We start from the raw sequence: 23826 nt of genomic DNA on the forward strand, positions 1-23826 counted from the left end.
ATTCAGTACGTTCATAATAAAATATAGAAGTCCCCACAAATTACGTCCCTATGAACTTTCGGGCAGACTTTATTGTCGGAACACTCTTGTGAGAGTTTCTACATTCTAAGAATTAAGAACAAAGTTCTCACCGTAAATATATTCTTTATATTGAATGCGCTTATATTGATACACAAAAAATTTTAGGATACTAATTAGATGCGGAAACGAAAAAAATATATCATAAGAAATCCGTTCTAAGCTTTGTTAAAAACCGATTCTCCAAAATCGTTTTTTAAATCCATAAGATTGAGTTAGTTTTTTATAATGTATTTAAATAAAAAATAGAGCCGATTTTATTTCCGTTTTTAAGAACGGTAAAGCCAGCCGCCTTCATTTGGAATAATTCCAGAATTTTCCTTAAGCTTTCGAAAGTCATTTTGCGTAAAAATTTTCATTTTACCACTTTGATTCCAAAACATCTATAGAAGAAGTCAGAGTTTAGAACTTGGAATTTATTTTAGCAGGAATTCTAAATTCTCCCTTGCTAGTGAAATGAAGTGACGGGTCCTGAATTCGTTTTGGGAAAATGAAAATCATAATTCATCAAAACAAATTCATCGATGGATTTTTCTTGAAGCAAATCAAAATGGATGACCAAATTTAAATTCGGAAATCCTAATTGTGGGAAATTGCGATTGCAAGAACTTTGAGTAATCTTTGCTTCAATATTTGTATGAATTTCTTATAGTTCGGAATTTCAAATTTTGAGAGAGATTCTATGTCCAAATGCAAAGCGGCAATTTCTGGATTTTGTTTCAAAAAATGAATTAAGCTTTGAATTCCAATTTTGACGGTTGTTTGATTTCAGAAAACGAGTGATTCTTAAAGATAGCACTAATCAACGGAATTAGTCTGATTTTAGAATTTCTACTCAGATCAACGAAATTCTTTGGAAGCGGTGAAGCTCAAAATTACCATTTGATAAAATGACGGCCCTATAGAACAAATAAAAAATTTTAAGATGTTCACGTCTTATGAATTATAGAATCAATTCATAAATTTCAATCAATCCGGGAGCCTTTCAGGCCGATTTTTTACTTACATGAAAAGAATCGGAATCATTGGGGAGGAAGTGAATTTTTGGTTATTAAAACGGATTTAGAAGAGGCAATCTGCGATGGTTTGCATAGACTTGGGATTTTAAATCCTGGGTACAGACCCAAAGTGACCTTTCATTCTTCCAGTCTTAACGAAATTTATCTCGCCACCGTTCCTCATCATTCCTTTGGAGTAAAAGTCATCGCAAATAAGGAAATGGCTGAAACTGAAAAAGAATCTTTGGAAGAACTATTTAGAATCGGGGTCCGCGTTCCCGAATGTTATGGAGTTGTACAAATCGAAAATTCCTGGCTCTTAGTAATGGACTACATTGAATCCGGATCGGTTTCGGGAATTCGAGAAGATTTAATTCGAAATCTAAAATTGCTTTATCGTAAGGATTCGAATTCTTGGGGATGGAAACGAAATAATTTTATCGGAACTCTTTCCCAAAAGAATCGATGGTATTCCACCTTTGAGAAATTCTTCTGGGAAAGTCGCTTATCAACTCAATTGGATTTAGCTTTTTCACGTAAACTGATTGCGAGCAAGGATGTAGAAAATGTACAATATGTTTTTCAAAAATTTACAGAAGAATGGTCTCTCAATCGAAGTAGTCCGAGATTGATACACGGAGATCTTTGGTCTGGAAACATTCTCACTGGAAAGAACGGACATTCTTATTTGATCGACCCTTCAATTTCATTTTCACATCCCGAGCAAGATCTCTCTATGTTGAATCTATTCGGTAATTCTTTAAATTTAGAAGAGATGCAACAGATTCTTGCTTTTTGCGGAATAGAAAATCCGGAGCATTTCAAAGATAGAATTCCATTTTGGCAGATGTATCCAGTTTTGGTTCATATTAATCTCTTCGGATCTTCTTATTTATCTTCGCTTCGACAGATCTTACGTTATTACGGTAAAAGTTAATTCCGTTTTGGATTGTCCGACTTATTCGTTTCGACCAATTTCAAAATCGTAATAAAATTGGTGGTTGTAAACGCTAACCTTCGATCTGATTTTGTTTCGGAAAAACCCAATCCACTTCATTGTAAAACAAAAAGCGGGTTTACCTCTATCACAGAAGTTTTTTGTTATCAGCTTGAAGAGAATAATATCAAAGTGCTCAGGAGTTGATACCCCTTAAAACGAAAGGAAAAGAATAAGTTGACGGTCTCGATATTGATCTATGACTTTATTGTCGTTTTGAAAAAAGATCAATACTCTACCGAAATTGGAGCTGTAAAGAACGACCAAGGTGTTTTTGAAAATACCTTACACTCAAGACATTTGTCATTGTTGAGATTTAGAAAACGATTCCAAATGATACAATGTCAGCAAACTGAAACTAAAATATAAAAAGGATCTTAATTGAACGGGGATACAAAATCATTTCTGGAAGATAGTTTGATAGATGTTCGAAACGTCGTAAAACGTTTTAAGGATACGATTGCCGTGAACAACCTCAGCCTCCAAATTCAAAAAGGGGAATTTGTCGCTTTGCTCGGACCGAACGGAGCCGGTAAGACCACTTTGATTGAAATGTTGGAGGGAATCCAAAAACCCGACGCGGGATCTATATCGATTCTTGGAACTACTTGGAAGGAAAGCGAAACTTTTCTTAGATCTAAGGTTGGCCTAGCTCTTCAAGAAACTCGATTCATGGATCGGATCACGGTCCGAGAAACTTTGAATCTTTTCGGGACTTTTTATAAAAGTAAAAAACAGAGGTTGAGCGAAATTCTTGAGTTGATCAATCTGGAAGAGAAACAAAACACTTACGTAAATAACCTTTCCGGAGGTCAAAGACAGAGATTGGCTCTCGGAGTTTCTATATTAAATTATCCTGAAATTCTTTTTTTGGACGAACCTACAACGGGATTAGATCCCGGAGCGAGAAGGGACGTTTGGAAAATTTTGAACCGTCTTAGGCAGGATAAAACCACAATGATCCTCACCACACATTATATGGAAGAAGCGGAAATTCTCTGCGAAAAAATTATCATCATGGATCATGGAAAAATCTTAGATCAAGGAACTCTGACAGATCTTCTCGGAAGAAGCGATAGCGGCGAAATCATTCGATTTTCTATGGAGGATGGATCCAATCCCGAAAATTTAGTTCCATCAGAGGGAATGTATAAGTTCTTTTGGGATCCTGCAAAGTCTGAAGCGAGAATTCACGTATCCGCGATTACGGATTATCTTCCGGAACTGATAAGAACGATTTCCGTTTCCGGAAAAAAACTAAATACATTAGAATGCCATAAAACAACCTTAGACGATCTTTTTCTTAACATGACTGGAAGAGGATTGGAAGAATGAAACAAGTATTCCAACTGATAAATATACAACTTAAAGAATTTTACAGGGAGCCTGCGATTCTTTTTTGGGCTTTCGTATTTCCGATTGCGATGGCAGGAGTCCTTGGAGTTGCGTTTAAAAATCGGGGATCAGAAGAAGTCAAAATTGCAATATTAGAAAATTCTTATCAACTTGAAGAACTTAAAAAAGTCTTAGATTCCACCCATAATAAAAAAGAAAAATCGAAAGAAAAAATCCCCACTTCTGATTCTGATAAACTTCCTTCCTTGAAGTTTTTGGTTGTTTCTAAGAATGAAGCGATTCGAGATCTTAAAAGAGGGAAACTCAACGTAATCGTCGAAAGGACACAAGGTGGAAAGATTCGTTTCTTCTTCGATACAGATAACCCAAATGGTCAGAGAGATTATCTTTTGATCTTGGCAAAAATCCGTTCGAGTTATACAGATTTTGAATTGCAAGTGGATCGTTTGGATTCGAAGGGGATCAGATACATCGACTATTTAGTTCCCGGAATGCTTGCGATGGGTGTGATGAATTCCTGTCTTTGGGGGGTCGGTTGGAATCTGATCGAAATGAGGATGAAAAAACTTTTACGGAGAATGTCCGCAACTCCGATGAGTAAGTTGTCTTTTCTACTTTCTTTCTTTTTTACAAGATTGATCGTAACGACAATCGAATCGGCAATTCTACTCGGATTTACTTTGTTTACGTTCGAGAACGCGTTGGAAGGTTCCTTTGAAGCCATAATTATGATTTTTCTTTCCGGAAATTTCGCATTTTCCTGTATTGGAATATTTGTCGGGTCAAGGGCGGCGAATTCTCAAGTCGGAAATGGGCTCATAAATGCGGTTACATTTCCTATGATGACTCTTTCCGGAGTCTTTTTCTCTTATCAAAATTTTCCCGAAATCGTACTTCCGATAATCAAAAACCTTCCTTTGACGTTGATGGCGGACTCTTTAAGGGCAGTTTTTATCGAAGGAGCGGGTTTCATTTCGATAATTCCCGCCGTGATTACGTTATTTGTATACGGAATCGTATTTCTTTTTATAGGAAATAAAATTTTTCGCTGGTCTTGATCGACATGGATTCAATAGTTTTAGAGATGTTTTCCTCGACTTTGAAGCAAGCCACATATTCAACTTTTTTGAAACCGTTTTTTCTCTCTTTGGATCCAGAGACAGCGCATGAACTTGCAAAAAACTTACTTAACATCAGTGCAAAATTCCCTGGGATTTTAACGTTGGTGGAATCGATGACATCTTATCGAAGTGATCGTTTGAAAACGAGAGTTGCGGGAATCGAATTCGAGAATCCTTTGGGAATGGGCGCAGGCTTTGATAAAACGGGAGAACTTTACCCCTTTCTTTCTCGAATGGGTTTTAGCCATATTGAAGTAGGAACGATCACAGGACAATCGCAACCGGGGAATCCCAAACCCAGAGTGTTTCGTTACCCTGAAGATCAAGCTTTGATCAATCGTATGGGTTTTAATAATCCAGGCGCCGATTCGGCGGAGAAAATCATTGCTTCCCAAAAAAAGAGAAAAATCCGCGGGATCAACGCAGGTAAAACGAAAATCATTTCCGAAGAAAAAGCAGTCGAAGATTACGTTTATACTCTCAAGAAACTTTCACCTTATGCGGATTATGCGGTTATCAATATCAGTTCTCCGAATACTCCAGGGTTGAGAGATTTTCAAAAACAGGAGAATTTCGTGTCTCTGATTCAAGGAATTAAAAACGGGCTTGGAAAGAATTTTATAATTCCATTATTCGTAAAATTTGCTCCTGATATGGAGACAAAAGATCTTGAGGCCTTACTTGAGTCCTCTTTGAGTTTGAAAGTCGACGGTGTCGTTTTAACCAATACTACGATCGACAAGTCTTCCTTGAAAGCATATCCGAACGTGGAAAAGGAAGGAGGACTTTCAGGAACACCTTTGAAAAATCGTTCCACCGAATTTGTTCGAGTCGCTTATCGAATTTTAAAACGAAGAATTCCGATTATCGGAGTCGGAGGAATTGATTCCGAAAAAGCAGCCTTAGAAAAAATTCTTGCAGGAGCTGATTTAATTCAAATTTACACCGGTTATATCTATCAAGGACCTTTTTTACCTCTGAAGATTTTAGAGTTTTTGGATCGGTTCTTAAAAAAACAAGATCTAAAAACTGTGGCGGACTTGGTAGGAAAGGAAAAGGAAATTCAATACGATCCGAAATAGTTTGCAATCTTTTTTAGAAAAGCAAATTCAGATTGTACAAGCTAAAAATAAAAAGTGTTTAACAAATCGTGTATTTTAGAATATTAAGATAACATAAAATATGAACTAGGAATTGACAACTATGTTGAAAAGGCCATTGATTCTGATTTTGATTCTTTGTTTTTTTGTATGGGGATGTCCTATAAATCAGGGAAAGGATAAAAACTCAAAAAATTTGGAACTTCTTTTGGGATTGTATTTGCTCAACGAGGCGAATTATCATTGTGAACCAGAAGAAAACGTTCGAACCAGTGGAAGCGCACCGAATTTCAGCGTATCGAATTCCAATCTGAGTCAGGTTCTTTTAACGGAAAGTGAAGGGTATCAAGACGGCGGAACGGCCTATCTTGTCGGAACAGTGAAATTCTCCGGAATCGGAAAAAATAATCCAATGGGAATCGTTTATGCCGAACAGAACCATCAGTTTTCTTCCAACTCGAACCGTTTTATTTACCCATTTTGGACAAACGCTTCGGGAAATTTGATTCAAGATAGCGGAAAAAGCGAATCCATAGGTTATAGATCCGTTACGACAGCTTTTCCTATAGGCGCCACTCCGGGATATTATGCACCTAGTTCAAATTATAATAATTTCAACAACAATCTCTTGGGAACGAATTTTATCGTGCCGACCGTGCCCGGGCCGTTAATCACTACGCGAAAAATCACGAATAACACGGTTCAAACTTGCGAAGAATACAAATTTCGTGCGGAACAAAACGGATTATTGGGAAGTTCCTCTTCGGGTTTGAAAAAGGTCTGGCAATCCAGAAAAAAATTGAATATCAACTTGATTTTCATTCAAAATGCTATAGCAACTCCCACAACAGCCGGAATGGCGACGATGATACAGACCTTAAAGGATATTTATGCGCAAGATACGGTTAAAATCGACGTAACGGTCACAGCTTCCTTGGTGCCCGCTGCCGCTGGAGCTCCTTACTTAACGGTCGCAAATATTTCAGATGATTATGGAGATGTGGTAGGTTCTTTAGGATCTCTTTATAGGAATAACCCATCTAATGTACAAGATTCGAATTCTTTGAACATTTACATCACAAGAGATTATCAGGTCTCAAGCAACGCGCCCGCTGGGATTTTAGGGATTTCATCTGGCATACCCGGAATTCCAATTACCGGTACTCCGAAATCGGGTATGATCGTATTTATCGAAAATCATAGAACGTCTTCTGGATGTGGAGTACAAGGACAGGATCTAATCTGCGAGTCAGATCAGGTTTTTCTTGCTAAGACAATCGCTCATGAAGCCGGTCATTATTTAGGTCTTTATCATTTAGTAGAGAAAGACGTCGTCAAAGGGCGTTATTCTTTTGACCCACTTCCCGAAACTCCAGAATGTAAAGACCAAAACGGAAATAACATTGTGGGTTTAGGAGAATGTCTGGGCGAAGGATTTTATGATAGCGGAGGACTTAATCTGATGTTTTGGGCCGGAAACCCTAAGATAAATCAAACTCAATTGACGGGAGAACAGGGCTGGGTGCTTCGCTCGCATCCTCTTGTATATTAAGAAAATGGAATTAAATGAATCTATGATGAAGATAAAAATAAGTTTTTACAGTATAATCGTTGCATTTTTATTCGGGATTTCTTTTGGAGTTCAAGCTCAGGTTTTAGATCAGAATCAATATCAAAAAATCAAATCCATAGTTACACAAACGGGTCACATTGAAAAAGAAACTTTGATGCGAGAAATTTATGCGATCAATCCTAATCCTCAAGAATATCTGGTCGCCATCGCAAAAGATTCAGACTTGAGAGTATATGCAATTTCCCAACTTAACGAATTGATTGCGGACTTTGGAGGGAATTCCGCAAGAGATTATTTGGAATCCACCATCTCCAACGAGGGTACACATCCTTCTATTCGAAACTCCGCCGTTTTCTCTTATGGAAAAACGTTCTATTTTTCGGATAGAAATCATACGGAGAATTTTCTAAAGCGTTTCTCTTCTCACGATCGAATCGGAACTTTCGTACAAAACACTTTGAAAGAATTACGAATGGGAAAAATCAGCTCGACTCGATTTTCAGAAAAATTGAAAAAAGAAAACATGGATCGAATTAGAAATGGGAATTTGAGGAAGTCGGATCCATCGATTAGGAACCCGTAAAGTAATTTGGTCCGTTATTTTGAGAACCGGCTGTCGGTTTTGTTGATTTAAAGAAATGGTAATTCCTGATAACTAGAAATTCGATTTACAAATGAATCGAAACCAATTCGCGTTATTACTTATATTTTATTGAACAATGCTCAGTCATCATCAGAATCACTAACACCTTGAAACGTGAAAACTCGTAAGTTTAAGAAATAGTTTTTTTTAATCTCCTTAAGTTGGACCCACGTTAGACATCAAGAACCTAAGTCTAAAAATGAAATAACAAGTTTTTGAAATTGTTCTAACTGAATTTAGAGTTTGTCCCAAAACCTTAAAATGTAAGAATTCTCACGAGAATTCCAACAATAAAGTCTGTGCGAAAGTTCATAGGGCGTAAAAACGTTTTATTACTAACTTACTGAATGATTGTAACTGGTTTCTTTTAAGATTTTAGGACAGACTCTTAATTTCCAAAGCACAGGAATTAAACTAGTCAAACAAGATCCGAATAGAAACTTTAGTCATGGAATAAAAGTTAAGAATGCCATATTTTCAAGGAGAAGTTTCGTTCAAGTTTCCGGCAATTTGTCTACAGATTCCTTTTTCTTTCCAATCTAGTTTCCAGTCTGTTGTGGATGAATCCTCTTTGAATAGTTTTACAATCAAGTTCGAACAGATATAACGAACATTAAGGTCTGAAACCTCGTATTCTCCCGAATAACGATACCAATGCGTTTCCAAATCACTTCCAGCTGTCGGTTCGCCAATTTTTAGATTTTCGATCGTTTTTCCTTTCCATCGATCCTGGAGTAAACTTTCTTCGATCAATTTAAGAACGGTTTCTTTGTCTGGGGATTCCCTACCCGGATCGGAAAGAACTATATTTTTGCCGAGACCTAATTCTGAAAATAACCAACCTTTTGTACGAATAAAAATATAGTTCGCTCCGACTTCGGTACGCGTTATGCTACCATTTTTGTGCTTTACCGTAACTAAAAACGGGAATTTGTATAAAATATCTGCGTTAGATTTAGAGTTTTCAATGAGAACGGGTTCTCCGTTACTTTCGATGGATTGAATTTTATCGCTAGTGTTTCTTTTAAGCCAATGAGTTTGAACGTCTTTTTTCGCTTTTTCCTCATCCGGGGGACCTACCAACTGTGCGTCTAACAATGTCGGTATTAAAATGAGTAAAGCAATTCTTGCTAACGCGAAGACACTTTTCATAGTCTCATTATTAACCTCTTCTTTTATATCTTGTCAATGAATTTAAAGTTGACCGTAGAGCGCTAAAACGAGAGACAAAGTTCATTGAAGCAAATCCATTTAATCAGACACTCTAAGTCGAATTGGGAAACGGGATTCAAATCCGATCACGGAAGACCTCTCTCCGAAAAAGGGAAGAAAAACGCTCGATCTCTTCGAAAATATTTAGAAAAGATAGGATTCAAAATTGATCTCTTTTTAGTTTCAGATTCCAAAAGAACTGTGGATACTTATAAGATTATAACTAAAGATCGAGTTCTGTCCTCTGAAACGAAAATCACAGAAAAATTATATGAATCGGATAGCGAAGATATTCTAACAATGATCAGAAAGTTAAATTTAAGATTCAAGAATGTGGCTTTACTAGGTCATAATCCTGGAATCGAAGAAATTGCAAATCGACTCATTCGAGGCAACGAGGACCTATCACTTTTTGAATCCATGTTTTTTAAATTTCCTACGTCGGGTTTTCTCAGTATACAAATTGAAACCGAATCTTGGGAAGAATTAGGCAAAGTTCCGGGAAAAATAATTCGATTCTGGATACCCGAATGAACGAGATGGATTCGGATATTTTACATCCTTGTTTTAGTCGAGAGGAGATCTCTCAAAAAGTAAAATTCCTAGCTTCCGAGATAACAAAGGATTATAAAAAGTTAAATCCGATTCTCATCTGTGTATTAAAAGGTGGAGTGTACTTTTTTACGGATTTAACAAAAGCGATTCCCTTTTCAGTAGAAATCGATTTCATTCAAGCAAGGTCTTATTCCGGAACTTCTTCAACCGGAAATATCGATTTGTTAAAAGATATCGACACAGACCTTTCCAATCGTCATGTGATTCTTGTAGAAGACATTTTAGATACGGGTTTCACTCTTCAATATCTTATACGACATATCTTTACCCGTAATCCTGCAAGTTTGGAAATCGTAACCCTTCTTTTAAAAGAAAGAAAGAGTATTTTAGAATTCCCTGTAAAGTATGTGGGTTGGAGAATTTCGGACGAGTTCGTTGTGGGTTATGGTATGGATTTCGACGGAAAATACAGAAACCTGCCAGACATTCATGTTTTGGAAACTGGGTAATTTTCCGTTTAAGACTTTTTTACTATACCTTGAATTTGAAAGAAACAATTCATTTTTTCAAGAATTGTTTTTTTATGAACAATGTCGTTTTAAAATTTCGAATTACCCCTCCTGTTTCTTTTTATGCGCCGGTTTTTGTCAGATCGATAAAAAAAATGTTTTTTACTTTAAGAATCTTTCGCACCTTAGCATGCAGAGCGATTTATAAGGAGACCGAATACTTGTCGTGAAAATTAAAACGCGGTAAGGAATAAAGTTTAGGACAAACCATAAATGGAGCATCAATCACTCTCCCTTTTAAATGATATAGCCTTGAGTATCATCTTTGCTACATTTTTCTCCCATATAGCCAGGATTACGAAACAACCTTTGATTTTGGGTTATGTAGCAGGAGGACTTTTGCTTGGGCCGAATCTTGGTTTAAGTCTTGTGGTTAACGAAGAGAGCATTGAGTTGATTTCCGAGATTGGATTGATTCTTCTCTTATTCATCATCGGTCTTGAAATTGATTTAAAAGAACTAGCGCGCATGGGAAAGTCGATGTTCATTCTTGGGGTTGTCCAGTTTGTGTTTTGCGTGTTGTTCGGGCTTTTATTTTTCAGGGAAATTCTTTCTAACTTCAGCGGTAAGTTCGATCTTTTATATTTCTCTATCGCGCTGGCCATCAGTTCCACGATGATCGTGGTCAAACTACTGCACGATAAATTCGAAGTGAGTACGATTGCAGGTCGTCTTACAATCGGAGTATTGGTTCTACAGGATATTTGGGCGATCATCTTTATGGGTATTCAGCCGAGTCTTCAAGATCCTCAGATTTTAAAGATTGTGAGTTCGCTTGGAGTCGGTTCGATATTAGTCTGTGTTTCATTTTTAATCAGTAGATTCTTTTTATCCAGGTTGTTTCAAGCGGCGGCTTCCAAACCAGAGCTTATCTTGATCACTTCAATCGCTTGGTGTTTCTTGCTTTGCGGTTTTGCAGAAAAGGCTGGTCTATCCAAGGAGATGGGAGCCCTGATTGCGGGAATTAGTATCGCGGCATTTCCTTACGGAGCCGACGTTATCGCAAAACTTTCGGGGATTAGAGACTTTTTTATCACTCTCTTTTTCGTTGCACTTGGAATGAAAATTCCAATTCCTTCGATTCAAATTATCAGTGTTTCTTTAATAGCGGTAGTGTTCGTAATTTTTAGTAGAGTCCTCACCGTTGCAACTCCAGTTTATTTTTCTGGCAGAGGACTTAGAGCCGGAATTGTGACCGGTTTAAACTTGGCTCAAATCAGTGAGTTTTCTCTTGTGATCCTTTCATTAGGAATGGGTTACGGCCATATCAGTAAAGAATTGGAATCTACGGTTTTGACTTCGATGATTCTTGCATCGGTAGTTTCTACTTATATCATTTTTTTCAATGATCCAATTTCAAGATTTGTTTTAAAGCTATTGGGAATGGTCGGTCTAAAAGAAGAAGAAAGAACCGAATCCTATACTGACGGTCGGCCGAAAAGAGACATCGTTATTCTTGGTTATTTTAGAATTGCACAAAGTCTTTTAGAGGAAATAGAACGTGAAAAACCGGAATGGCTCAATCGAATTTTGATCGTGGACTTTAATCCTGTCTTTCGTCGTTTTCTGGAAGCGAAAGGGATTCGTTGGGCTTACGGCGATCTCGCAAACCCAGAAACTTTGCATCATCTTGGAATCGAAGATGCAAGATATGTAATTTGTACAATCTCTGATATGATTCTCAAAGGGACAACTAATCGTAGACTTTTAGAATCAATCAAAGGAATTTGTCACCACACACAACCTTCTATCATTCTTACTACCGACGATGTACAAGAAGCAGAAGTTCTTATCGAAAGTGGTGCCGCTCACGTGATCGTACCGGGAAGAATTAGTGGAATGTCTCTTTTTAAAGAAATGAAGACGATCGTAGATCATTCTAAAAACGGTATTACAAACGTTCGGCTTAAATCGAAGAAGAAACAAGTTGTTTCCAAGTCTAAAGTTAGAATAAAGTAAATAAATTGATTCGTTCACCATGCAATAAAATCTGTGTAATGGACTTTGAGTCCGGTTATTGTCAAGGATGCTTTAGAACCATTGATGAAATTGGAAACTGGTCTCGTTATTCCGATTTTGAAAGAGAGAATCTATTCTTGAAGTTGAAAGTCCGCAAAGAAGAGGTCTTTTCTAAAGGACCACGTAAAAGTAATTTATAATACTCTAAATCTTTGTTTCAAAACAGAATGAAGTGTTCTCGATCTTCATTTTTTACTCTTTTTACGAAAGTATTACGGTTTCTAGATAGCAAAAACAATCTTTAACTATACTTACGGTTATTGCATTCAATTCATACGATGCCCATCAACTTGAAATCTTAGAATAAAACATGGAAACTCTCACAAATTACGCCTCTTTAATATGATAGCTTATGGGGCTTCCGAACAAATTTTATAATTTTTAAATTCTCGTTGGAGTTCTTACATTCCGAGGTTTTGGAACAGACTCTAAAGTCACGTAAGTTCGGTGTAAGAAAATCAGAATTTGTCTCAAACTCTCAAATGCCGAAATTCCCACGAAATTAGAACCGCAATCATTCATTAGCTCGACATTGCCAGTCAATGTGGAAACCCACAGTTACGAAAAGCGTTTAAAACCGCAAAAAGAACGTAAAGAAATGTAATTTGTAAAAACTCCTGCGAAAAACTTTTAGGATAGACTTTTATAAACCTCTAAAATTTCTAAAGCCGCTTTTTCCCAAGAAAATCTGGCGGAGTTTTTTTTACCTTTTATGATCAAGTTTTTTACGGTGTTTCGATCTTTTGAAAAATCTCTCAAAAAACTTTGCAATTCTTCCGGTTTATTCGGAGAAAAATAGTACACACTGTCTCGAAGAATTTCGGGCATGACAGTTGTATTAGAAGATATCACCGGACGGCCACAGGCTTGGGCTTCTAAAGGAGGAAATCCGAAACCTTCATACTTTGAAGGAAAGACGAAAAGCCCTGCACAAGAATAAAGGCAACGAAGTTCGTTCAAGGACAGTCTTTCCATAGGAAGAACTCGATCTTCATAACCTATAATGTCCGCTTGCAAATAGTCGGGAATTTTTCCTGAAACGCCACCTAATATCCATTTTATTTTTAGAATCTTAGAATCCCAAAGAGGTTTTAGAGCATCGAGAACAAAATTTAAATTCTTATGGCCCTTTCCAATTCCTACACTCAATAAGTAACCTTCTTTGAGTTCGTATTTTTTCAGAAATTTTTTTTTCTCCGTAGCCGTCGCAGGATAAAAAACGGATGAGTCGATTCCGTTGTGGATCACTTTCATTTCTTCTTTAGAAAAACCGAAAACGGATTCCAAATCCTTTGCCGTATATTCGGAAACGGATACGATCTTTTTTGAAAATCGTCGAAGCAAACGAAATATAACTTGCATATAAATTCGTTTCAGAAAACTCGAATGAATTCGAAAAGGAATGATATCGTGGATTGTCACGATCGATTTTCTGAGATAGCGCAAAGGTGCATTGAAATGGGGAATGTCCAAAAGATCCATTCTTCCCATCAAAGGATGACCTAAAAACTCGGAAAGAGAATAGATCGGAGAGTGGTAGGGAATCACAGGATAAGAAAAATCTTTTTCTTTTTTAGAAGAATGATTCGAAGTTTCAGTTTCACTTCGGCTTTTCTCAAAACTGGAAAACTCATAACACAAAATTCCTTCGTTCAAAATCGTCGTCACATCTCCAAAAAGATAAATCCGAAGATTCTCTCTTACCGCAATCGGACCGAGATACTTCAAAAGACCACGGATTCTCATCCCAATCCCTGAATGAGCAATCATACGCGCATCCAATCCGATCGCCAAAGCTCGGCTCTTTTGTCTTTCCTTTCTTTGGATTCTCATGATCAGACAGAATTACCCGCTGTCGGAAATCTGCAAGAAAATGAAAATCCGATGGAAGATTCAATAGGCACTTTCGAGAATGGGGAATGAGGCGTTAGATTTAAAAAACCGATCCGGAATTCTCCGAAAAGAATCTAACAAAAAGACTCCCGATTCAATTGGGATAATCGAATGAAGAGAGTTTAATTTGGAAGAAAATATCGTAAACATTCTAAAATCGATCGGAGAAGATCCGACTAGAGAGGGTCTCCTCAATACTCCGAAACGAGTGAAAAAAGCCTACGACTTTCTAACATCGGGCTACCACGCCGACATTACAAAAGTTGTCAACGGAGCGATCTTCGAAGAGCCTACGGAAGGAATGATTCTCGTTCGAGACATCGAAGTATATTCTCTCTGCGAACATCATCTTCTTCCTTTTTACGGAAGAGCTCACGTCGCTTATCTCCCTAACAAAAAGATCATCGGGATCAGCAAAATTCCTCGAATCGTCGATGTGTTTGCCAGAAGACTTCAAGTTCAGGAACGTCTCACGGAACAAATCGCTTACGCCGTTCAAGAAGTTCTTGATCCCCAAGGAGTCGCGGTGGTCATTAAGGCGAAACATCTTTGTATGATGATGAGAGGAGTCGAAAAACAAAATTCGGAACTTTTCACCTCTTGCCTGTTAGGGGCTTTCAAAGAAAATATGGTAACCCGTTCCGAGTTTTTAGATCTCATCCGCACCGGATCCACTTGAGTAATCAACCTCCTTCGAACAATTTTCCTAAAAGAAAGGTTCGGATTTTCTTTTCCGCAATTTGGTAGACAGAGAGAAAAAAAAGAACATTCTTTGTTGAATTCGGAGGAAGTTATGGCAAAAGAACGAGTAGTTTTACCATCCGCGGAATTTAAAAAGAATGCAAACATTACCCTTAAGGATTATAAATCTCTTTATAAAGAATCCATCGAGAACCCGAACAAATTTTGGGCAAGAGAAGCAAACCGACTGGTTTGGTTTAAAAAATGGACCAAGGTTTTAAATCACGATTTTAAAAATGCAAAAGTGGAATGGTTCAAGGGTGGAAAGCTCAACGTTTCTTACAATTGTTTAGATCGTCACCTCAGCACTCCTTTGAAAAACAAAGCCGCTTTGATTTGGGAAGGAGATAATCCTTCAGAATCCAAGGTCCTTACATACTACGACGTTTACAGAGAGGTAAATCGTTTTGCGAACGTTCTCAAAAAATATGGAGTAAAAAAAGGAGATCGGATTCTTGTTTATCTTCCTATGATTCCGGAATTAGCCATTACAATTCTTGCATGTACTCGAATTGGAGCAATTCACTCCGTTGTTTTCGGAGGATTTTCGCCGGAAGCGCTTCAAAGCAGAATCGACGACTGTAAGCCAAAATTGATCGTTACCGCCGACGGAGGTTTCCGAGGCGGCAAACCAATTGAACTCAAAAAGAACGTCGACCTTGCTCTTGAAAAGTCCAAAGAGAATGTTAAAACAGTAATCGTTGTGCGTCGTACAGGAAACGAATCCGGCCTAGTTTGGAAAGACGGCCGGGATTATTGGTATCATTTTTTGATCGGTGATTCCGATTTACCTTCTTATTGTAAACCAGAATTGATGGATGCGGAAGATCCTCTTTTTATTCTTTATACTTCCGGTTCGACGGGAAAACCAAAAGGAGTTTTACATACTACGGGCGGTTATCTTCTCGGAGCTAATTTAACATTTCATTATGTATTTGATATCAAACCAGAAGACACATATTGGTGCACTGCGGACATAGGTTGGGTGACGGGTCATTCTTACTTAGTTTATGGTCCTTTGTCCAACGGGGCTTCTTCTGTGATGTTTGAAGGGGTTCCTTCTTATCCGGACGCAGGAAGATTTTGGGACGTTATCGATAAGTACGGAGTGAATATCTTTTATACGGCTCCGACCGCGATCCGTGCTTTGATGAGAGAAGGGTTGACTCATGTTCAAAAAAGAAATTTGAGTTCTTTACGTCTTTTGGGTTCCGTCGGAGAACCGATCAATCCCGAAGCTTGGGAATGGTATTTTAAAATTATCGGAAAGGGAAAATGTCCGATCGTAGATACCTGGTGGCAAACCGAAACCGGCTCTATCATGATCACTGCGTTGCCCGGAGCCATCCCACAAAAACCGGGTTCGGCTACTCTGCCGTTTTTCGGAGTCCAGCCCGTATTAGTGGACAACGACGGAAAGGAAATAAACGATAAAGGAGAAGTTTCCGGAAATCTGTGTATCAAAAGTCCTTGGCCTTCTATGATGCGCGGAGTTTACGGAGATTCGAAACGATTCTTTGATACATATTTCTCTCAATTCAAAGGATACTATTTTACAGGAGATGGGGCGCGTAGAGATAAAGATGGTTACTACTGGATTACTGGCCGTGTAGATGATGTGATTAACGTTTCTGGTCATAGAATCGGAAGCGCAGAAGTCGAAAGTGCACTCGTTGAAAATAGATCCGTCGCAGAGGCCGCTGTAGTTGGATTCCCTCACGACATCAAAGGGCAGGGAATATATGCTTACGTTACCGTAAAGGAAGGCGTTACGACTAATGATACCTTGAAAAAAGAGCTCGTTGCAACCGTTGAAAAAGTAATCGGCAAAATTGCGAGACCGGATGTAATTCATTGGACGCCGAGTCTTCCAAAAACTCGTTCCGGAAAAATTATGAGAAGAATTTTAAGAAAGATCGCCTCGGGAGAATTCGAGGGGCTTGGTGATACGTCGACTCTCGCGGATCCGTCGGTGGTTCAGAAGTTGATTGAAGACAAAAGGAAATTCCATAGTTAAGGATCCTGTAAGAACCCTTTGAAGCAAAAGTAAAAGTGAGTGAATCATTATGCCGAATTACAATAAACTTTGTTTAAACAAGATAAATGATTCTATAACTCAAACCTGTGACGCGACCCATAGGAAGCGTTACATGAGTTATTTACTACTATGCTCGCTTCGGAAAACTCAAACCTGTGACGCGACCCATAGGAAGCGTTACATGAGTTATTTACTACTATGCTCGCTTCGGAAAACTCAAACCTGTAACGCGACCCTTAGGAAGCGTTACATGAGTTACTTACTACTATGGTCGCTTCGGAAAACTCAAACCTCGCTCCTATGGTCGCTCGGTTAGGTCCGAAAAGAATTATCTGTCTCACCGAAGAAACGACCGAGTTATTTTATTTACTCGGCGAGGAAGAACGTATCGTAGGAATCTCCGCATATACAGTTCGACCCCTCAAGGCTAAAGAACAAAAGCCTAAGGTTTCTGCGTTTATCAACGGAAATATTAAACGTATTCGGGAATTAAAACCGGATCTTATCATCGGCTTTTCGGACATTCAAGCTAACCTAGCGAAAGATTTAATATCGGAGGGGCTTAACGTTCTTGTAACTAATCAAAGAACGATTTTCGAGATTTTTGATACGTTGTTGCTTTTAGGGTCCATCGTAGACAAAAGGAACGAAACACAAAAACTAATAGAAGGATGGAAAAGAAAGTTAGACGAAATTCAGCAAAGATATCTTTCTCGGAATCGTGTTTCCGTTTTCTTTCAAGAATGGGACGAACCAATCATTAGTGGAATTTCCTGGGTTTCGGAATTGATCGAATTGGCGGGTGGAAAAGATTGTTTTGAATATCTCAAAAAAAAATCCTTAGCGAAGGATAGAATTATCTCTGCATCAGATGTGGCGGAAGCAAATCCGGACGTATATATAGGGTCTTGGTGTGGAAAACCAGTGAATTTTGAATGGGTGCGGAAACATCCGGACTGGCAAAATGTGAACGCGATTCGAAATCAAAAAATTTATGAACTGGATTCTTCAATTATTCTCCAACCTGGTCCCGCATTATTTGAGGAAGGGATCGATCATCTCGTCAGATTGATTCATTCTTAAAAAAATTTCAGAGTCTTAAAAATAACTTATAACATTACACAAAAGCGCTTCAAAGTGAAATAAAAAATTTAAGATGAAGCTCTCTAAAAATTTTTATATTAAAAGTTTACTACAAATCCTTAGAATGTAGGAACCCAGGAATTGGACTAAGAAAAAGGCTGCTCGAAAGTAGGTAAACTGACTTATAAAGGGACGTAATCTGTGGGAACTCCTACGTTTGTTAGGAACTTTCGAATGATAACAGCCGGTTTGTTTTAAGATTTTAGGACAGGATTTAAATTCAAAGTCTTTACCTATACGACCATTTTATCCAAATTCAACGGCAAAACTTATATCTTGTTCATCATTTATGAGCTGTAGAAGTTCCTACATTTTTTTGTCCTAGCAAATTCTCTAGTTAAAAAAGCCTGGAAGTCTTTTTGAAATAAGACTATAATTGATTTTCATTTTATTAGAATCTACTTCAAAAACAATTTATAATATTATATATACAATGATGTTCTTAGTACAACACTCTGATTTTCAGATGAAAAATATTTTACGACGACGCTTAGTCTTGAAGTTTTTTAAAAGCGCCGTTGACAAAACGTATCTGCAATGTGCCGATTATAATAAGATGGAAACGTTTATTTTAAAATTTGTGATTCTATCGAAAAATAAATTTTACAATTATTTTCCAACTGATACTATTAGGGCGCAATAATCTGTCCCCAAATTTTAGAATGTAGGAACTCCAACGAGAAATTAACAACAATAAAACTTGTCCGAAAGCCCATAAAATACCAAATAGACGTAATCTATGGGAACTTCTACGTTTTATTACAAACTTACCGAATAATGTAAGTGATTCCTTATTAAGGTTTTGGAACAGGCTTTAAATTTTGAAGTTATTCGAAAAATATTTTTGTTCTTCTTTGATCAAAAACAACATTTTTTTCGAATGACTCAGTAAAAAGAGGCTGATCGTGCAAGAAGTTCATCAGTACCTGAATCAATATTTGGAAGAGAATATTCTTCAATCGGAAACCATTCACAGGATGAAACACGTCATTCGAGAATTCAGTATCCGAGCACCGAAAGTTCTCGTCACAAAATGTATCGACGGCCGCGTCCACGGAAGTAAACTAAAAGGTTATCCAGTGACTACGATTCGTTTTGGTAGAACGGACGGCAATATTGTTTCTACAAACCTAAATAACTTTTGGTTCTGGAACCGTATTGATCGTTTGATCAATGACGCAACCTGCAATACACCGAACACTCCCGCTTTATTCATCGCATATATGCATAGATCCGATCTACCAGGACTCGGTTGCGCCGCTCACAATCATGATGATCAAGCGGCCAGAAAAGCGATCCAAGAACAAACCCAAGCGGTCCGTAAGATCTTTAGAAAAGACAGACTTTATGTGATGGAAGGAATTACCAATACAGACTCCATGGCAGAAACATTGATCTTTGAAAATGGAAGCGCGTTAGATACGACCGAGTTCATTCGTAATTTCGACTTTCAAACTTGTTCTGATATTTTTCATAAAGCGTTCTTAAAATTTCCTCTCAAAGATACTTCAACAGCCAGATACGTGGGTTTTAAAACTCCGGAAGAATTGTTTGCGGAGCCAGAACTTGCTTTTTTTAACGATTTTCAAACCGCACTTTGTATGAAGTCGTATCTCATTCGAGAAGTAATCGGAATCGTCGTATCGGACGATTTCGCTTCTCAAAAATTAATTCAACCCGATTTGTTCAACGCATTGGCTCAAAAACTTTTTTCAGTCAAAGATCTTCCTCCTCTTTTGATTCCCGCTCTTTTGTACCAATCCATTTGGAATATTGCATATTCTCTTTATCACAAGCGAAAGTTATCCAATCTAAACGAGACCGAAAGGTGGAAAATTCTAGACCATGCAGAGGAACTAATCTGTTATGGGGATGGTTTCGAACTATTACAGAGAAACAAAGCAATTCTTGTCAAGACGGGAAGAGGAAACGATACGGACGCCTTAAACGTCGCTCGAAAAGTTTTAGAAAAAAATCGAGCGAAACAATCCGAAAAAGGCCCCATTCTCGTTCATCTCAACATAGAAATTTCGGGAGAACTTTCCGCTTGGGAAGATATCAACGAAAACATCGCTTCTAAAACAAACACTTTACTTCGAAATTTAGAACAGGTCTTTCAGGACGTTGAAACGATCGTTTTAACGACTTATTCCTATAGAGATCAAAAACGCTTTTATCCGATTCATACAAAAAAAGACAAACGAATTACATACCCCGTAGATATCTTGAGTGGAATGAATTCGGAAACATTGTTTTCTAGTATGAGTTTAAAATCCCGAGAAGCCCTTTATGCGACCGAAAGAATGGGTAAGTTCATTTAAGTCGAACCGGAATTAACGAAATGACGATGCCCATATTCGATATAGATAGAGGGCAATCGCAATAAAACTTTCGATTCGGCAAAGAGAGGACGACCAAATCATATCGAAAACTAGCCCAGATACGCCTTTACAAAGCAAAGCCCAGCTGTTAAACTACCGGAACAAATTTTAGGAGTTATCAGAATGATTTTAGCCGCAAGGATTTTAGCCGGTATCGTAGGAGCGCTTCACGTATGGATTTTTCTCATGGAGAGCGTTCTTTGGATGCGGCCGACAATTCACAGACGTTTCGGAGTGACGGATAAAAAGTTAGCGGAAACGATGAAAGGAGTTTTTTTGAACCAAGGTTTTTACAACCTCTTCTTAGCGATCGGTGCGCTTTACGGCGCGATCTTTTTCGATCTTCATGCAAACTACGCTCCGGCAATTATGATTTTTTCCTGTTTGTCGGTTTTCGGCGCCGGTCTAGTCCTTTTCGCCTCTAAACCTTCCATGGCACGCGCTGCGATTATTCAAGGATTACCGCCTTTGATTGCAATCGCTTTGATCGGATTTTCCATATTTGGCGGATAAAAAATCGAGAACGAATTTGAATTTTTAAATCCATAACAATTCTGTTTGGATTTTTCTAATATGCCCAGATTCCATACGAATTTTAAAGTCCGGTTTATTTTCCGGGCATATTAGAATATTTTAAATTATTTGGTTTCCTTTAAATTTTGAACGAACTTTGCCAGTTCCGTTCTGAAAGAGAATTCTCTGGTTCCCATCAAATACCGAAACGCGGAAACAATCACATCCGGGCGAGGAGGATCTCCTCCAATGAACAAGTCAGGTTCTTTTGGAAGTTTACCGAGTTTGAAAAGCCCACCTGAAATCGCTTCCGAACCGCAAGCCACAAGAGCTTTTGGAGAAGGCATCGTTTCCCACGCTGTATCGAGTGGACCTTCCATATTTGGTCCAACCGGACCCGAATAGACAAGCGCATCCGCGTGTTTTGGAGAAGCGACGACTCGAATCTTACTAGCCTCACTGTCAAAAAGGGCGTTAAAACTTGCATTGATTTCCGCTTCGGTTGTATTATTTCCGCTAGCAGCGACCTCTCTAAACTGAAATCCGGTTTTCTTTGTAGTCTTTCTAAACCGTTTTACTTCCTCGGTTTCCATTTCTGGTTTTTTATCCGGTATTCCATTGGTATACGTTACTTTTAAGGCTTCCCGATCGGTGGAATATACGTGAACAAAACCAGAATCGACGATCTTTCCATCAGAGCAAAACTCGGAACATCTTCCACACTGAAGACAAGCTCCATAATCAAAACTCATTTTATCCTTGGAATGAATCTTGAGTGAATGAGTCGGACATACTTGTTCGCAAGATTTGCAAGAAAGACAAGATTCGTTAGAAGATAAGACTGGAATCGGAATTCCCCTCGCGTTCGGGTTGAAGGGCAAAACCTTTTTATAATTCATCGTTTTTGCAGGACGAATTATATTCAATATCTCGAACATAATTTTCATAGATCCACTCCTACATAGCTCAAGTTAAAGGACTTATTATTCAACGGAAAATCCCCGATGTATTCTCCCCTTACTGCTAGCTCAAGCGCGTGCCAATTAGGAACGGAAACTTCCCTGATATAAGCGTTTTCAATCGAACCAACGGCGTCGAGATCCAAGGATATTAGCACCGGTCCTCTCCATCCTTCCACTGCGGAATAATAGGTCCCTTTTTTGACAATAGATTTTGACGGGATCTTTCCGAACTTCAGGGAGAAAGTGGCTTCTAATTTTGGAATCGCTTCTGTGAGCCATTTACCACTGTTCTTTAATTCTTCATAACGTAAGTAAAATCTTGCCCATGCGTCCCCTTTCATATGATCCCGATTCAACTCAAGAGAAATCGGAGAACTAAACATATACGATTTTTCTAAATTACGAAGATCCCTGCTGAGTCCTGTGCACTTCTCCACCATTCCTATAAAGCCAAGATGTCTAACTTGCTTTTGCCGGATTATTCCACAGGACTGCAACCTCTCCCGGTTTGTAGAAACGTTGGCTGCGCGTTCAAAATGCGCTGCGACATCCGCAGTAACGGAGCGAATCCTTTCTGCGAGTTCGTTTAATTTTTCGCGATTGAGTCCTTTTCTAAGAACGACCTTGCCCGGAGATAACACCCCTCTTCCGAAGCGACTTCCGGTCAACGCTTCCATCACTCCAAGAGGAACTCCCCTTAGCAAAGAGCAAACACCTTGTAAAGGATAATAACCTATATCTCCCGCGATCGCGCCCATATCTCCAATATGAATCGCAATTCTTTCGAGTTCTAAAAGAACGAGTCTTGCAAAATCCAATTCTTGAGGAACGACGATTTTCTGCGCTTCCTCGAAAATTCTGGAAAACGCAATTGTATAAGCAATCGTACTGTCTCCTGAAATCGCTTCCGCATAGGGCAAAGAATCCTTTGGTCCTTTTCCCTTGATTAAATCGATTAAACCTCGTTTTTGAAAACCGAGTCGAATGTCTAAATTTCGAATCTCTTCTCCCTTTACGATAAAACGAAAATGCCCGGGTTCGATCACTCCCGCGTGAATCGGTCCAACCGCGTGAGAATAATGACTTGCCGGAACTGGTATTCTTAATCCTTTATATTCTAAGTTTTTAATTCCTTTTTTAGTTACGAATTTTTCCAGATCGATTTTGCGATCTGCCGTAATATATCTTTCAAAATCATAGGAAGAATAATCCTCTTCTCCCTGATTGGTTCCAAGAGAATGCCTGAGAATCCAAATCGGATTCGCTGTGTCTTCAAAGGCTTCCTTTTCGGAATATTCTACGATTTCATGTTCTACTCCGTCGCTTGTAAGCCAAAAGCGGTTGTAACCCTTTTTACCCTTTCTCGGGTATAAACCAGTCACGCTACGCATTCAAAATTCTCCTTGCAGTAGATGATAAAAACCCCAAATACCGAGACCGAGTACCATGACAAAAAGTAAAAGCGAATTGGTCATGCGGATCTGTAATGTTCCGGCAAATTCCTTTGCAAACGGCCGGTCTTCCAAATTAAAAAGAGGAACCGTTTTGTAGAGCAACACTCCAAAAAAGATCAATCCTAAAAACGGTACCGTAATCACAAACCACTGACCTTGGGCCCAACCTACTTTCAAAAGTAAAAGGTCATTTACGAAAATCGGAGAACCCGGAAGAATAAAGGCGACAAACAAAGAAGCCGTATAAAGCGATAACGCTTTCTTATTGATCTTCTCAGAAAGAAAAATTTTGCTCAATTCTCTTTTTCCGGCATCCATTCTTACAATCCCCATCGTTAAAAATAGAACCGATTTCATTACAATATTTCCTGCCATTACGAAATTGAACACCGAATCCGAAAGATCCATCCAAAGAAAAATTCCAATCGCACCACTGTGAAATAGAGCTACCTTTGCAGTCATCATTCTCAAATCGTTCCT

At 38.4% G+C, this 23826-nt stretch carries 20 protein-coding genes and 1 pseudogene (1 of these 21 only partly in view); 15 read left to right on the forward strand and 6 right to left on the reverse strand.

Annotated features, from left to right (window positions below; all coding sequences use genetic code 11):
• Window positions 1–246 precede the first annotated feature (246 nt).
• Window positions 247–1018 (reverse strand): annotated as a pseudogene (locus LEP1GSC190_RS20500) (glycoside hydrolase family 18 protein).
• A gap of 104 nt (window positions 1019–1122) precedes the next feature.
• Here LEP1GSC190_RS20500 and LEP1GSC190_RS17075 point away from each other — a divergent pair.
• From LEP1GSC190_RS17075 to LEP1GSC190_RS17100, 6 genes are all read left to right on the forward strand, one after another.
• Window positions 1123–2013 carry a fructosamine kinase family protein gene (locus tag LEP1GSC190_RS17075; protein WP_002749700.1) on the forward strand — a complete coding sequence of 297 codons (891 nt, stop codon included), beginning with the start codon at window positions 1123–1125 and terminating at the stop codon, window positions 2011–2013.
• Window positions 2014–2454: 441 nt separating this feature from the next.
• On the forward strand, window positions 2455–3408 hold the full coding sequence (locus LEP1GSC190_RS17080) for an ABC transporter ATP-binding protein (RefSeq protein ID WP_002749732.1): 954 nt from the start codon (window positions 2455–2457) through the stop codon (window positions 3406–3408).
• A complete protein-coding gene (locus LEP1GSC190_RS17085; RefSeq protein ID WP_002749696.1) occupies window positions 3405–4487 on the forward strand; it encodes an ABC transporter permease in 1083 nt (360 codons plus the stop codon). Before LEP1GSC190_RS17080 ends, LEP1GSC190_RS17085 begins: the two co-directional genes overlap by 4 nt.
• Window positions 4488–4513: 26 nt before the next feature.
• Entirely contained in the window at window positions 4514–5632 is a 1119-nt protein-coding gene (locus tag LEP1GSC190_RS17090; protein WP_002749712.1) for a quinone-dependent dihydroorotate dehydrogenase, read from the forward strand.
• Window positions 5633–5753: 121 nt separating this feature from the next.
• A complete protein-coding gene (locus LEP1GSC190_RS17095; RefSeq protein WP_002749680.1) occupies window positions 5754–7202 on the forward strand; it encodes a M43 family metalopeptidase leptolysin in 1449 nt (482 codons plus the stop codon).
• 22 nt (window positions 7203–7224) lie between these two features.
• Window positions 7225–7806: a hypothetical protein gene (locus LEP1GSC190_RS17100; RefSeq protein WP_002749698.1), complete on the forward strand. Its 582-nt coding sequence runs from the start codon at window positions 7225–7227 to the stop codon at window positions 7804–7806.
• 537 nt (window positions 7807–8343) lie between these two features.
• On the opposite strand, the gene LEP1GSC190_RS17105 is transcribed toward LEP1GSC190_RS17100, so the two are convergent.
• Window positions 8344–9018: a hypothetical protein gene (locus LEP1GSC190_RS17105; RefSeq protein WP_036036768.1), complete on the reverse strand. Its 675-nt coding sequence runs from the start codon at window positions 9016–9018 to the stop codon at window positions 8344–8346.
• An 84-nt stretch (window positions 9019–9102) separates the two neighbouring features.
• Here LEP1GSC190_RS17105 and LEP1GSC190_RS17110 point away from each other — a divergent pair, with 84 nt between their 5' ends.
• The 4 genes from LEP1GSC190_RS17110 to LEP1GSC190_RS17130 all read left to right on the forward strand — a co-directional run bounded on the left by LEP1GSC190_RS17110 (window position 9103) and on the right by LEP1GSC190_RS17130 (window position 12361).
• Window positions 9103–9612, forward strand: coding sequence for a SixA phosphatase family protein (locus LEP1GSC190_RS17110; RefSeq protein ID WP_002749713.1), 510 nt, complete (start codon window positions 9103–9105; stop codon window positions 9610–9612).
• Window positions 9609–10142, forward strand: coding sequence for a hypoxanthine phosphoribosyltransferase (gene hpt, locus LEP1GSC190_RS17115; RefSeq protein WP_002749707.1), 534 nt, complete (start codon window positions 9609–9611; stop codon window positions 10140–10142). Before LEP1GSC190_RS17110 ends, hpt begins: the two co-directional genes overlap by 4 nt.
• A gap of 273 nt (window positions 10143–10415) precedes the next feature.
• Window positions 10416–12161, forward strand: coding sequence for a cation:proton antiporter (locus tag LEP1GSC190_RS17125; protein ID WP_081606759.1), 1746 nt, complete (start codon window positions 10416–10418; stop codon window positions 12159–12161).
• Window positions 12162–12166: 5 nt separating this feature from the next.
• Window positions 12167–12361 (forward strand): DUF1289 domain-containing protein, encoded by a 195-nt coding sequence (locus LEP1GSC190_RS17130; RefSeq protein WP_036036765.1) that lies wholly within the window; start codon window positions 12167–12169, stop codon window positions 12359–12361.
• Between the two features lie 490 nt (window positions 12362–12851).
• Here the strand turns inward: LEP1GSC190_RS17130 and LEP1GSC190_RS17135 are convergent, their stop codons facing one another.
• On the reverse strand, window positions 12852–14054 hold the full coding sequence (locus tag LEP1GSC190_RS17135; RefSeq protein WP_002749727.1) for a glycosyltransferase family 4 protein: 1203 nt from the start codon (window positions 14052–14054) through the stop codon (window positions 12852–12854).
• Between the two features lie 187 nt (window positions 14055–14241).
• On the opposite strand from LEP1GSC190_RS17135, the gene folE reads away from it, so the two are divergent.
• From folE to LEP1GSC190_RS17160, 5 genes are all read left to right on the forward strand, one after another.
• Window positions 14242–14793, forward strand: coding sequence for a GTP cyclohydrolase I FolE (gene folE / locus LEP1GSC190_RS17140; protein WP_002749721.1), 552 nt, complete (start codon window positions 14242–14244; stop codon window positions 14791–14793).
• A gap of 114 nt (window positions 14794–14907) precedes the next feature.
• Window positions 14908–16872: an acetate--CoA ligase gene (gene acs / locus LEP1GSC190_RS17145; protein WP_036036771.1), complete on the forward strand. Its 1965-nt coding sequence runs from the start codon at window positions 14908–14910 to the stop codon at window positions 16870–16872.
• A 288-nt stretch (window positions 16873–17160) separates the two neighbouring features.
• Window positions 17161–17976: a cobalamin-binding protein gene (locus LEP1GSC190_RS17150; protein ID WP_002749693.1), complete on the forward strand. Its 816-nt coding sequence runs from the start codon at window positions 17161–17163 to the stop codon at window positions 17974–17976.
• A gap of 965 nt (window positions 17977–18941) precedes the next feature.
• Window positions 18942–20357 carry a hypothetical protein gene (locus LEP1GSC190_RS17155; protein ID WP_036048650.1) on the forward strand — a complete coding sequence of 472 codons (1416 nt, stop codon included), beginning with the start codon at window positions 18942–18944 and terminating at the stop codon, window positions 20355–20357.
• 183 nt (window positions 20358–20540) lie between these two features.
• Window positions 20541–20930, forward strand: a complete 390-nt coding sequence (locus LEP1GSC190_RS17160) for a DUF1304 domain-containing protein (protein ID WP_002749725.1) — start codon at window positions 20541–20543, stop codon at window positions 20928–20930.
• A 125-nt stretch (window positions 20931–21055) separates the two neighbouring features.
• Here the strand turns inward: LEP1GSC190_RS17160 and LEP1GSC190_RS17165 are convergent, their stop codons facing one another.
• The 3 genes in view from LEP1GSC190_RS17165 to LEP1GSC190_RS17175 are tightly spaced (each overlapping or abutting the next) and all read right to left on the reverse strand, a layout consistent with a single transcriptional unit that may run on beyond the window.
• Window positions 21056–21877 (reverse strand): NADH-quinone oxidoreductase subunit B family protein, encoded by an 822-nt coding sequence (locus LEP1GSC190_RS17165; RefSeq protein ID WP_002749684.1) that lies wholly within the window; start codon window positions 21875–21877, stop codon window positions 21056–21058.
• On the reverse strand, window positions 21874–23283 hold the full coding sequence (locus tag LEP1GSC190_RS17170; RefSeq protein ID WP_002749714.1) for a hydrogenase large subunit: 1410 nt from the start codon (window positions 23281–23283) through the stop codon (window positions 21874–21876). The genes LEP1GSC190_RS17165 and LEP1GSC190_RS17170 overlap by 4 nt, the downstream gene beginning before the upstream one ends.
• A protein-coding gene (locus tag LEP1GSC190_RS17175) for a proton-conducting transporter transmembrane domain-containing protein (protein WP_002749695.1) crosses the window boundary here: on the reverse strand, window positions 23284–23826 show its end. 666 nt of this gene lie beyond the right edge of the window; only the last 543 of its 1209 coding nucleotides appear in the window; its start codon lies beyond the right edge, outside the window; the stop codon is at window positions 23284–23286.

Origin of the sequence: Leptospira mayottensis 200901116, from assembly GCF_000306675.2 — a bacterium.
GTDB classification, from domain to species: domain Bacteria; phylum Spirochaetota; class Leptospiria; order Leptospirales; family Leptospiraceae; genus Leptospira; species Leptospira mayottensis.

Coding starts and splice junctions, on each gene's coding strand:
- LEP1GSC190_RS17085 (WP_002749696.1), top strand. CDS start 3,405: ATGAAACAAGTATTCCAACTGATAAATATACAACTTAAAGAATTTTAC.
- LEP1GSC190_RS17090 (WP_002749712.1), top strand. CDS start 4,514: ATGTTTTCCTCGACTTTGAAGCAAGCCACATATTCAACTTTTTTGAAA.
- LEP1GSC190_RS17095 (WP_002749680.1), top strand. CDS start 5,754: ATGTTGAAAAGGCCATTGATTCTGATTTTGATTCTTTGTTTTTTTGTA.
- LEP1GSC190_RS17100 (WP_002749698.1), top strand. CDS start 7,225: ATGATGAAGATAAAAATAAGTTTTTACAGTATAATCGTTGCATTTTTA.
- LEP1GSC190_RS17105 (WP_036036768.1), bottom strand. CDS start 9,018: ATGAAAAGTGTCTTCGCGTTAGCAAGAATTGCTTTACTCATTTTAATA.
- hpt (WP_002749707.1), top strand. CDS start 9,609: ATGAACGAGATGGATTCGGATATTTTACATCCTTGTTTTAGTCGAGAG.
- LEP1GSC190_RS17125 (WP_081606759.1), top strand. CDS start 10,416: ATGGAGCATCAATCACTCTCCCTTTTAAATGATATAGCCTTGAGTATC.
- LEP1GSC190_RS17135 (WP_002749727.1), bottom strand. CDS start 14,054: ATGAGAATCCAAAGAAAGGAAAGACAAAAGAGCCGAGCTTTGGCGATC.
- acs (WP_036036771.1), top strand. CDS start 14,908: ATGGCAAAAGAACGAGTAGTTTTACCATCCGCGGAATTTAAAAAGAAT.
- LEP1GSC190_RS17150 (WP_002749693.1), top strand. CDS start 17,161: ATGGTCGCTTCGGAAAACTCAAACCTCGCTCCTATGGTCGCTCGGTTA.
- LEP1GSC190_RS17160 (WP_002749725.1), top strand. CDS start 20,541: ATGATTTTAGCCGCAAGGATTTTAGCCGGTATCGTAGGAGCGCTTCAC.
- LEP1GSC190_RS17165 (WP_002749684.1), bottom strand. CDS start 21,877: ATGAAAATTATGTTCGAGATATTGAATATAATTCGTCCTGCAAAAACG.
- LEP1GSC190_RS17170 (WP_002749714.1), bottom strand. CDS start 23,283: ATGCGTAGCGTGACTGGTTTATACCCGAGAAAGGGTAAAAAGGGTTAC.